Source organism: Brevundimonas vesicularis, from assembly GCF_027886425.1.
GTDB classification, from domain to species: Bacteria; Pseudomonadota; Alphaproteobacteria; order Caulobacterales; family Caulobacteraceae; genus Brevundimonas; species Brevundimonas vesicularis_C.
This window is the reverse complement of record NZ_CP115671.1, coordinates 1,553,870-1,564,689: the sequence shown is the minus strand read 5'-3', so window position 1 is coordinate 1,564,689 and position 10,820 is coordinate 1,553,870. Positions and strand designations below refer to the sequence as shown.

Sequence of the window (10,820 nt, the reverse complement as noted above, 5' to 3'; positions counted from 1 at the left end):
GCCAGAGAGAGACTTTCCATGTCAAAGACAATGCTGATCGATGCGGCGCATCCCGAGGAGACCCGGGTCGCCATCGTGGACGGGCGCAAGATTGAGGAATTCGATTTCGAATCCCGCGCGAAGCGCCAGCTTCGCGGCAACATCTACCTCGCCAAGGTCACTCGCGTAGAGCCCAGCCTGCAGGCCGCCTTCATTGAATACGGCGGCAATCGCCACGGCTTCCTCGCCTTCAACGAAATCCACCCCGACTACTACCAGATCCCCGTCGCCGACCGCGAAGCCATCATGGCCGAGGCGCATGACGATGAGGACGAGGACGATCTCGACCGCGAATCGACCGGCGATGACGTCGACCCCGAATCGGCGTTGGCCGACGAGGAGCGGCTGAAGCGCCGCCTGATGCGTCGCTACAAGATCCAGGACGTCATCAAGCGCCGCCAGATCCTGCTGGTCCAGGTCGTCAAGGACGAGCGCGGCGCCAAGGGCGCGGCCCTGACCACCTGGCTCTCGCTGGCCGGCCGCTACTGCGTCCTGATGCCCAACACCGGCAAGGGCGGCGGCATTTCGCGCAAGATCACCAACACCTCGGACCGTCGTCGCCTGAAGAGCGCCGTCTCGGCCCTGGAAGTGCCCAAGGGCATGGGCCTGATCATCCGCACGGCGGGCGCCAAGCGCACCAAGGCCGAGATCAAGCGCGACTATCAATATCTGCTGCGCCTGTGGGAAACGATCCGCGAGACCACCCTCGCCTCTCACGCCCCCTCGGTGATCTACGAGGAAGAGAACTTGGTCCGCCGCGCCGTGCGCGACATGTTCGACAAGGATTTCGACGGCATCCAGGTCGAGGGCGTCGACGGCTTCAAGGAAGCGCGCGACTTCATGCGCGTGCTGATGCCGGCCCAGGCCAAGAAGGTTCACCTGTATCGCGGCTCGCGGCCCCTGTTCGCGGCCAATGGCATTGAGGAACTGCTGACGCAGATCCATCAGCCGGTCGTGCCGCTGAAGTCCGGCGGCTATCTGGTGATCAACCAGACCGAGGCCCTGGTGGCCATCGACGTCAACTCGGGCCGCGCCACCAAGGAACGCAACGTCGAGCAGACGGCGTTCAAGACCAATATGGAAGCGGCCGAGGAAGCCGCCCGCCAGCTGCGCCTGCGCGACCTCGCCGGCCTGGTCGTCATCGACTTCATCGACATGGATGAGGGCAAGAACAACCGCGCCGTCGAGCGCGTGTTGAAGGACGCCCTGTCCTCCGACCGCGCCCGCATCCAGATGGGCCGCATTTCGCCCTTCGGCCTGATGGAGATCAGCCGTCAGCGTCGCCGCCTTGGCGTGATCGAGGGCGCGACCGAGGCCTGCCCGCACTGCCAGGGCACAGGCCGCATTCGCTCGGCCGAATCTGCGGCTCTGATGACCCTGCGCGCGGTCGACATCGAGGCCGGCAAGAACGGCGCGGGCGTCGTGGTGCTGAAGGTCTGCACCGCCGTCGGCCTGTACATCCTGAACCACAAGCGCGCCTATCTGCAGTCGCTGCTTGAACGTCGCGGCCTGAACGTCATCGTCCAGATCGACGACAGCCTGGGTCAGGGCGAACACAATATCGAGCGCACCGAGACCAACGAGGACTTCGTCGCGCCCGAGATCGAGATGCCCAATCTCGACGACGACTTCGACGCCTCGCTGTACGAAGACGAGGATGAGGAGGACGACGAGGAGATTATCGCCGACGACGATGACGACACCGTCGAATCCCTGGACCGCGAAGACAGCGACGACGACGAACCGCGCGAACGTTCGGAACGTCATGAAGGCGGTCGCGATCGCGGTCGTGGGCGCAACCGTCGCCGTCGCGGCGGTCGTCGCGACGAGGAGACCTCCGACGTCGAGGCCGTCGATACGGTCAGCGCCGACGACGCCTCGGACGATGAGGAAGACGAAAACGGCCGCCGTCGTCGCCGTGGCCGCCGTGGCGGTCGCCGCGTCCGTGAGGATGGCGAGCGCGACGTCTACACCTGGGTCCGCGGCCGCACGCCGTCGCTGGACGACCCCTATGTCTGGTTCGACCCGCTGAACCCTGGCCGCTCGGAAGGTCGTCCGGAACGCGGCGAGCGCCCCGAGCGGGCTGAACGTCCCGCTGTCGCTCAGTCCGAGATCGAAGGCCTGGATGTCGTCGCCAATAACGGGGCCGGCGAAGGCTCCGGCGAGGAAGGCGGCCGTTCGCGTCGTCGCCGTCGTCGGGGTCGCGGTCGTAGCGACGGTTCCGTCAGCCACGACATCAAGGTCGAGAACCGCGCCACCAACGAAGGCATGCCGCCTGACGGCTCGCCCGAGACGCCCATGGCCGTCATGGTCGAGCCGACCGAGGCCGTCGAGACGGCCGCTCCGGCCATCGCGCCCGAGCCTCAACGTCGTCGCGTGCGGCGCAAGTCGGCCAGCGCCAACGTCGAGATCGCGACCGAACCGCATCCCGACACCGCCATCGAGCCGAACGAGGCCACGGTCCAAGGCGCGGCGGTGGAGCTGGACGTGACCCCGCACGAGGCGCTGGCCGCCGAACCGGCCGAGGTCGCCCCGGTCGCCGCCCCGACGGCGGTTCCGGTGACCGAGGCCGTGCTGGCCGAACCCTTCGTCGCCCCCACGCCGGAGATCGACGTTCAGGCCATAATCGCCGAAGACCCGAACCAGATCGTCGCACCGCCCGAAAAGCCCAAGCGCGGGTGGTGGCGCCGCTGATCGGTCACGATTAGACTGTCTGGATACAGGCGGGGGCCGGTCGTTGTTGGAGTAGAGCCATGAGGTGGCTTCCCCGATCTGCATCCCGCGTTCTGGCGGCGGCGGCGACGGCCTTGATGGCTGTTTCCGTCGCCGGCCAGGCCTCCGCGCAAAGCCTGATCCGCGACACCGAGGTCGAGGGCATCGTGCGCGAATGGGCCGACCCGGTCTTCGTGGCCATGGGGCTGAACCCGAACGACATCGAAGTTCTGTTGGTCAACGACAACGACCTGAACGCCTTTGCAACACGCGGGCGGATCATGGGCGTCAACACCGGCCTGATCCTGCGCACCAAGACGCCTGGCGAACTGCTGGGCGTGATGGCGCACGAAGCGGGCCACATCAAAAACCGCCACACCTTGCGAGACGGGGCCGAGAACGCCGGCAAACAGCCGATGTTCATGACCATGGCGCTGGGCGCCCTGGCGATCGCCGCCGGCGCGCCGGACGCAGGCGTGGCCCTGCTCGGCTCCAGCCAGTATTTCGGCGCTCTTGGCGCGCTGCATTACATGCAGAGCCAGGAAGGCGAGGCCGACATCTCGGGCGCGCGGGCGCTGGAGGCGGCTGGTGAATCCGGCGGGGGTCTTGTGTCCTTCTTCGAGAACTTCCGCTCGCAGGAGGTCTTCTCCGACGCCCGCCGCTATCCCTATTTCCGCAGCCACCCCCTGTCGTCGAACCGGATCGAGAGCCTGCGCCGCTATGTGCAGGAACAGCCGCACTACGACCATCGCGACAGTCCCGAACGTATGGCGCAGCACGCCCTGATCCTGGCCAAGATCCACGCCTTCATGGATGCGCCGAACGCCACCCTGCGCGACTATCCGCCGACCGACACCTCCCTGCCCGGCCGCTATGCGCGCGCCATCGCCTGGTATCGCGACGGCCAGACGGAAAAGGCGCTGACGGCGGTGGACGAACTGATCGCCGGGGACGTCAACAACCCCTACTTCCAGGAACTGAAGGGCCAGATCCTGTTCGAGGAAGGCCGTGCGGCCGAGGCCGTCGCCGCCCACCGTGAGGCGGTCCGCCTGAAGCCCGACGCCCCCCTGCTGCGCGTCAACCTGGCCCACGCCCTGATAGAGACCAACGACAAGGCCAATCTGGACGAGGCCATCGACCAGCTGAAACACGCCGTCGTCGCCGAGAAGGACAACACCATGGCCTGGCGACTTCTGGCTCAGGCCTATGCCTCGCAAGGCAAGGAGGGCGAGGCGCGCCTGGCCTCGGCGGAATACTATTTCGCCGGCGGGGACGATAAACAGGCCACCCAGTTCGCGCTGCGCGCCCGCTCCATGCTGGATCCCGGCTCGATCGAATGGCGACGCGCCGTCGATATCGTCTTGGCCTCGGGCGCCACGCCCGACGATCTCAACGACCTGGACCGCCGTGACGCCGCGCGCCGGCCCGCCACCCTCAACTGACCCCTTACGCCGACTGCGAGCCTGAATGACCGACGACGCCCCCACGCCTGCGCCCGAACCCAAGACCGCCAAGTCAGGATGGCTCAGCGGCGGCCGCGCCGGCTATCTGGCCCTGGGCCTATCGGTCATCGCGCTGGGCTTTTCAGCGGCGCCCTATCTGACCGGCGGATCGAACGTGCGTGCGTATCTGCTGGAGCATCCCGAGGTCTTGCAGGAGGCGCAGATGGCGCTTCAGACCAAGGACGCCGAGGCCGCCGTCGAGGAGACGAACCAGGCCGCCGCCGCCAACGCTGGCCTCCTGGCGCCCGACGCCCGCGATCCAGCCTTCGGTCCAGCGAACGCCAAGGTCACGGTGATCGAATTCTTTGACTTCCGCTGCCCCGGCTGCAAGGCCGTGGCCCACGACTATCGCGCCCTGATGGCTGCCCATCCGGAGGTCCGCTTCGTCTTCAAGGACTGGCCGATCCTGGACCGCGGCGACGACATCACCTCCCAATACGCCGCCCGCGCGGCCTTGGCCGCGCACCAGCAGGGCAAGTATCTGGAAGTCTATGACGCCCTGATGACCGAGCGGGCGCTATCGATCGAAGCGATCGACGCCATCCTGGCCGCGCATGGCGTGGACATGGCCCGCGCCAAGGCCGCGATCGCCGCGCCCGACACCACCCGCCACATCGCCGACATCCACACCACGGCCGCCGCCCTGCGTCTGCGCGGCACGCCGACCTTCTTCGTCAACGGCAAGGCCAGCCCCGGCATCGACCCGGCCGAGATCGGCAAGCTGATCGAAGCGGCGAAGCGCTGACAAACCTGAGGCCGAGGCGTCAGGCCTCGGCCAAACTCATCTGCCCGCCGATCCATTCGACGCCGGCGTGGCGCAGGGCGTCATTGGCTGCCGTCTCGTCGCCCAGCGCCTGTTCGGCGCGGTAGAGGACGTAGTAGCTGTAGGGATCGTTCGGCCAATCCTTCAGCAGTTCGCCGATCTTCGCCTTGGCCCCCGCCGCATCGCCGGACGCCAGCATGGCGGCGGCCAGGCTTCGGCGCGTCGGATACCAGATCATCGGCGGATCGCCGCCCTCGGGCGCCATGGCCTGGATCGCCGCCGCCCGCCCATAGGCGGCGATGGCGGCGGGATAGTCCTGATCAATCATGGCCGCGCGGCCTTCCAGCACCTTCTGGAACAGTTCGGCGAAACCGGTCTGACGATCCGCCATCGGGCCTTTGAACGCCTTGTCCGCCAGCAGGGCGGCGATGGCCTGGGCCTCGATCCGAACCGCCGCCGCATCGCCGCGCCGCGCCGCCGCCTCGCCCCGTGCATAGCGCCAGCCGACCCGCATCAGCGGACGGCCCACGTCTGGTTCGGCCAGCGCCGCGACCTGGGCGTCCGATCCGAACCGGCCGTAAAGCGCATAGGCGTCCGCCGCCATAACCTGACGATAGACGACATAGCCGTCCTCGCCCGCCTCGGGCGGTCCCGCTAGCTGCGGATAGGTCGCCATATACCAGTCGGCCAGCTCCAGCCCGCGCTCGACCCCGCCCGCCATCAGGGCGCCGCCCATGCCGAAATGGATGTTGTGGGCATGCAGCCGCATGCCGCGTATCCCCCCGGGCGGGCCGACCAGTTGGTCGTAACTCTTGTCCAGCGCCACGGCGTTGACGTTGGACATCATCGCGTCCTTGTAGCGCCCGACACGATAGAAGGTGTGCGACGGCATGTGCACCAGATGGCTGGCGCCCGGCGCCAGCAGGGCCAGCCGCTCGCCATAGGCCAGCGCCCTGTGTGGATCGTCCGACCATTCGGTCAGGTGGATGTACAGGTGGATGGCGCCCGGATCGTTCGCCTTGACCGTCAGGGCGTGCTCCAGGATCGCCATGGCGCGGGTGACGGCCGGATCGGTCGCCTTGCCGTCCTTGTCCCACCATTCGCCCTCGGGCTGGAGCATCCAGGCGTCGGCGGTGATCGAGGCGACCGATACATCGTCGGCATGACGCTTTGCGATCCGGTCCATGGCACGGGCGTAACGCAGGGCGCGGGTCTTCTCCTTGCCGGAATAGCGCTGGATCAGCGCGTCGATAATCTGGCGCTGCATCGGCGTGGCGTCGCGGGCCAGACGCCGCGCGTCACGGGCGACGCGCAGGCCTGTGGCGATCGATTCGGGATCGCCGCCGCCGCCGTTCAGGTTCGGCCCGATCGCCCAAGCCTCGCCCCAGGCGCACATGCTGCACGACGAGTCCAACTGCCTCGCCTTCCTGAACGCCCGCACCGATTCCGAATGCTCGAACGCCCAGCGCAATCGAACGCCATGGTCGAACCAGGCCTGGGCCTCGGGGTTCTTCGTATCGACCGCGAAACCCTCGTCGCCGAAGCCTGGGGCCATGACCATGTCGCGTGTCGGCTGGACATCGCCGACGGCGCCGACCCGGCCGCAGACCTGCGGATTGGTGATCAGGGCCAGGGTCGCCGCCGTCGCCGTGGCGTCGGCGACCGCCACGGGCGCAATCAGACAGGCGACCGAAACTGTCGCGACCCACAGACTCTTGCGCATCTTCGCCCCTCTCCCTCTGGTGACCAGTGTGCGCTCAAATCGTCGGCTCGCCAATCACCCCGTCAGGGCATGGTGACGGGCAAGGTGTCTTGCGCCCGCCCGTCGCCGGCCGGCCCCACGATCCCGAGCATCCGCGTCAGGAAGGGCTGCACATCAACACTGTCCAGATCGGTCAGCCGACGCCCGGCGACCACGCCCGGCCCATGGGCGATGAGGATCGCCGCCATCTCCGGCGCCTGATTGTCATAACCGTGGGCGCCCCCCGCCCGCGTCACCGGCCGATCGCGCGTCGCCGTCAGCCAGCCGGTTTCGACCAGACAGACGATCTGCGCCACCCGGGGGTTGGAGCCATAGACCAGCCGCGCCGGCACATCGGCCTTATTCCAGCATTCCATATTCGGATGGCGCCCGACCAGCTTCTGCTGCACCTCGGCCTCCCGGCCCGGCGCCGGATCGGCGGTCAGGACCGCGCCGCCATAGCCGATCTTCAGCGCCGCCGGGTCGATGATGTCGTCGATCCACACGACCCGATCCGGCGAGGTCGCGGCCATGCCGTGGTCCGACACCACGACCAGCATGGTGCGATCATAAAGACCCTTCGCCTTCAGCCCCTCGATCAACCGTCCCATCGAGGCGTCGACCGATGCGGCGGCGGCGCGCGTTTCGGGCGCATCGGGGCCGTTGCGATGACCGGCCGTGTCGACGATGTCGAAATACAGTGTCTCCAGCTTCGGTCGCTGATCCAACGGCAAGTCCAGCCACGACAGCAGACGATCCACGCGCGCGTCGCCCGGCATTCCCTGGTCGAACGGCGCCCACTGGCTGGGCCGTACGCCTTGGATCTGGACCTCCGATCCCGGCCAGAACATGGTGCCGGTGCGCACGCCGGCCTTTTCGGCCGTGACCCAGATCGGCTCGCCCTGATCCCAGAAGCCGCTTTCCTTGCTGGCCATGGTGAAGGCGCCCAGTTGCGCGTCGGTGAACCGGTTGCCGACCACCCCGTGATGGTCCGGGTGCAGTCCCGTCACCAGCGTATAGTGGTTGGGGAAGGTCACGCTGGGGAACGACGGCCGCATCGGTCCGAACGCGCCGCCGGCGACCAGTCCATCCAGCACCGGCGTCTGCCCCTTGCCCAGATAGTCCGGCGAGAAGCCGTCGATCGACACCAGGATGACCAGATCGGGACGGGTCGTCTGCGTGGACTGCTCGACAACCAGCGATGTACGGGCGGGTTGCGGGGCCCCGGCGCAGGACGCGACGGCGAAGGCGGCTGCCACGGCCAGGCTGGCGGCGACGAAACGAGACATGAACTTACTCCAAGGCGACACTGAACCATTGCCTAAACTTAATGGACGACAGCCACGCGACGGCTTGTGCGACCGGCGTTCACTCGCCAAGCTTGACGTATGGAAACCGTCATCGACATTCGCGGCCTGACCAAGACCTACGGGACGGTAAAGGCCTTGGACGGCCTGACCTTGTCGATCCCGCGCGGCGGGGTCTACGGCATTCTGGGGCCCAATGGTGCGGGCAAATCGACGCTGTTTCGCACCCTGTTGGGTCTGATTCGTCCGACCGAGGGCGAGGCCACTGTGATGGGCGGTCGGATCGGCGATCCGGCCTCGATGCGGCGCATGGGCTCGATGATCGAGACGCCGCGCTTTCCGCCGTTCATGACCGCCCGCCAGGTGCTGGAATGGCTGGCCCGCGCCCATGGCGGCGTGTCCTCGGCCGAGATCGACAACTGGCTGCAACGCGTCGGCCTGACCGAGGCCGCCAATCGCCGCGTGAAGGGTTTTTCCGTCGGCATGCTGCAACGCCTGGGCGTCGCCGCCGCCCTGATGACCAAGCCGGACCTGGTCATCCTGGATGAACCGACCAGCGGCATGGATCCGCCCGGCATCCAGGAGATGCGCGCCCTGATCCGCAGCCTGGCCGACCACGACGGGGTGACGGTCATCCTGGCCAGCCACCAGCTTCAGGAGGTCCAGCGCGTCTGCGACCGCGTCGCCATCTTCAACAAGGGCAAGGTGATCACCGAGGGCCGCGTCTCCGATCTGACCGCCTCGGGCGAGCGTCTGCGCCTGTCGGTCACGCCGTTGGCGAAGGCCATGTCCGTGCTGGGCGAGCGCGCGACGCTGGAGGGCGATGCACTTGTGGCCGCCGTGCCGCGTAGCGAAGCCGCCGCCGCCATCAAGGCTCTGGTCGAGGGCGGAGTCGATATCGAAGAGGCCCGCTGGATCGGCGCGGACCTGGAAGACGTCTTCATGAGCGAAACCGGCTGGACCGGCGTGCAGGAGCAAAACCGTGCTAGCTGACGCGATCCGTTCCGAAACCTACCGCCTATCCAAGAACCGCACCGCCCTGTTCTGGAGCGTGCTGTTCATCCCGATCATGGGTGTAATCCTCGCCACCCTGGGCTTCGTCGTCGCCAAGGCCAATGAGGCGAAACTGGCGGGCAAGCTGCCGCCGGACATGATGAAGGGCGGCCCGCTCGATCTGGGGATGGCCCTGGTCAAGAGCGCGGGCGACTTCGCCAATCCGGCCATCCTGATGTTCGTCCTGATCGGCGCGGCGACGATCTACGCCGGCGACTACCGCTGGGAAACCTGGCGGCTGATCAGCGCGCGCAACACCCGGCCGAACCTGCTGACCGGCAAGGTCGCGGTGGTGGGTCTGGTGATCGTGCTGGCGACCATCGCCGCCCTGATCTCCGACGTGATCGCCAGTGTGATCCAGGCGGCGGTGTTCGGCCGCCCCCTCACCTTCTCGATGAACGGCGAAGCGGCGGCGGACTTCGGCCTTCTGACCCTTACGTCCTGGGCGCGCATCCTGCAGTTCACCATGCTCGGCCTCCTGGCGGCCGTGGTGACGCGCTCGTTGTTGGCGGCCCTGTTTGCGCCGCTGGTGATCGGCGTGGCCCAGTTCTTCCTGCCCCAACTGCTGCTGCCGATGGGCGTGACGCCAGACGGCTGGCTTCTGCCTCTGCTGTCACCCGGCATGGCCACCGACCTGCTGAAGGCCGCCATCGAGGGCGGCGCATCGGCGGCGCAACTGCCAGACCATGCCCGACTCAAAGGCGTGCTCAGCCTGGCCCTCTGGATCGGCGTCCCCTTCGCCGCCGCCGTCGCCTGGTTCAACCGCCAGGATTTGTCCAAGGAATAGGCGGCGAAGGACTGCGCGCGCCTTCCGCAACCAGCCAGTCGCGGAAGGCGTCTACCGCCGCGTCCTTGCGGCCTTCCGGCCGCAGAAAAACGAACCGGGACGGCCGCTCGACAAAGCCGAACGGCGCGGCCAACCGACCGGCCATCACGTCTGGCGCCACGAAAGCCCAGGGCGCAATCCCCACGCCCAATCCAGCGATCGCCGCCTCCACCAGCGAATGATTGTGCGCGAATTCTCGCTCCATCGCCGCCGGCGGCAGGGTCACGCCGGCCAGTTCAGCCCAGACCGACCACGCCCGACGGAAGGTCGCCGAATGCAGCCGCGGCGCGCTGGCTAAGGCTTCTATCGTTGGCAGTTGAGCCACCATGGATGGCGATCCGACCGGTCCCTGATGTTGAGCCAAGAAGGGCGTCGCTTCGGTTCGCACATGGACCTGATCAGGCTCCACGATGCGGATGGCGCCGTCGAAACGATCGCGCCGATAATCGACCGGCGCATAAGATTCCGACAGCCTAACGCGCACGTCAGGATGCACCTCCAGAAATGACGGCAAGCGCGGGATCAGCCATTTCAAGGCGAAGGTGCCCAGACAGGAAATCTCGATCTCCCGCACCGCGCCCTGCCGCGCGGCCTCGACCGCATCCATGATCGCGCTAAACGCTGGCGTCAGGCCCTCGGCCAGCTTTGCCCCAGTCTCGGTCAGCGTCAGCGCATGGCGTGGCCCGGTCACCAGAGCCACGCCCAGTGAGGCCTGCAGCGCCGCGATCTGACGGCTGACCGCCCCGTGGGTGACACACAACTCGGCTGATGCACGGGTCATGCTGCCGTGCCGAGCGAACACCTCGAAGGTTCGCAGCGCATTCAGCGGCGGCGGCGCGCGACCCGACATGTGACCTCCCCTCACAGACCTCCACCC

8 protein-coding genes are annotated in these 10,820 nt (G+C 67.4%); 5 read left to right on the top strand and 3 right to left on the bottom strand.

The genetic code is table 11. The features are described from left to right. Nucleotides 1–18 precede the first annotated feature (18 nt). The 3 genes from PFY01_RS07850 to PFY01_RS07840 are packed head-to-tail and all read left to right on the top strand — an operon-like array spanning nt 19 to nt 4,998. Nucleotides 19–2,733 (top strand): Rne/Rng family ribonuclease, encoded by a 2,715-nt coding sequence (locus tag PFY01_RS07850; RefSeq protein ID WP_271040877.1) that lies wholly within the window; start codon nt 19–21, stop codon nt 2,731–2,733. Between the two features lie 59 nt (nt 2,734–2,792). Then, entirely contained in the window at nt 2,793–4,193 is a 1,401-nt protein-coding gene (locus tag PFY01_RS07845) for a M48 family metalloprotease (protein ID WP_271040876.1), read from the top strand. A 25-nt stretch (nt 4,194–4,218) separates the two neighbouring features. After that, nucleotides 4,219–4,998 carry a thioredoxin domain-containing protein gene (locus PFY01_RS07840; RefSeq protein WP_271040875.1) on the top strand — a complete coding sequence of 260 codons (780 nt, stop codon included), beginning with the start codon at nt 4,219–4,221 and terminating at the stop codon, nt 4,996–4,998. Nucleotides 4,999–5,017: 19 nt separating this feature from the next. Here PFY01_RS07840 and PFY01_RS07835 read toward each other — a convergent pair whose 3' ends face one another. Beyond that, nucleotides 5,018–6,739, bottom strand: a complete 1,722-nt coding sequence (locus tag PFY01_RS07835) for a hypothetical protein (protein ID WP_271040874.1) — start codon at nt 6,737–6,739, stop codon at nt 5,018–5,020. Between the two features lie 62 nt (nt 6,740–6,801). Continuing rightward, the gene (locus PFY01_RS07830; RefSeq protein ID WP_271040873.1) at nt 6,802–8,046 is read right to left on the bottom strand and encodes an ectonucleotide pyrophosphatase/phosphodiesterase; all 1,245 of its coding nucleotides are present in this window, start codon (nt 8,044–8,046) and stop codon (nt 6,802–6,804) included. 99 nt (nt 8,047–8,145) lie between these two features. Here PFY01_RS07830 and PFY01_RS07825 point away from each other — a divergent pair, with 99 nt between their 5' ends. Beyond that, nucleotides 8,146–9,057 carry an ABC transporter ATP-binding protein gene (locus PFY01_RS07825; RefSeq protein WP_174086385.1) on the top strand — a complete coding sequence of 304 codons (912 nt, stop codon included), beginning with the start codon at nt 8,146–8,148 and terminating at the stop codon, nt 9,055–9,057. Then, nucleotides 9,047–9,904 (top strand): ABC transporter permease subunit, encoded by an 858-nt coding sequence (locus PFY01_RS07820; RefSeq protein WP_271040872.1) that lies wholly within the window; start codon nt 9,047–9,049, stop codon nt 9,902–9,904. Before PFY01_RS07825 ends, PFY01_RS07820 begins: the two co-directional genes overlap by 11 nt. Here PFY01_RS07820 and PFY01_RS07815 read toward each other — a convergent pair. Beyond that, nucleotides 9,876–10,793, bottom strand: coding sequence for a LysR substrate-binding domain-containing protein (locus PFY01_RS07815; RefSeq protein ID WP_271040871.1), 918 nt, complete (start codon nt 10,791–10,793; stop codon nt 9,876–9,878). The two genes, PFY01_RS07820 and PFY01_RS07815, sit on opposite strands and share 29 nt — an antisense overlap. Nucleotides 10,794–10,820 lie beyond the last annotated feature (27 nt).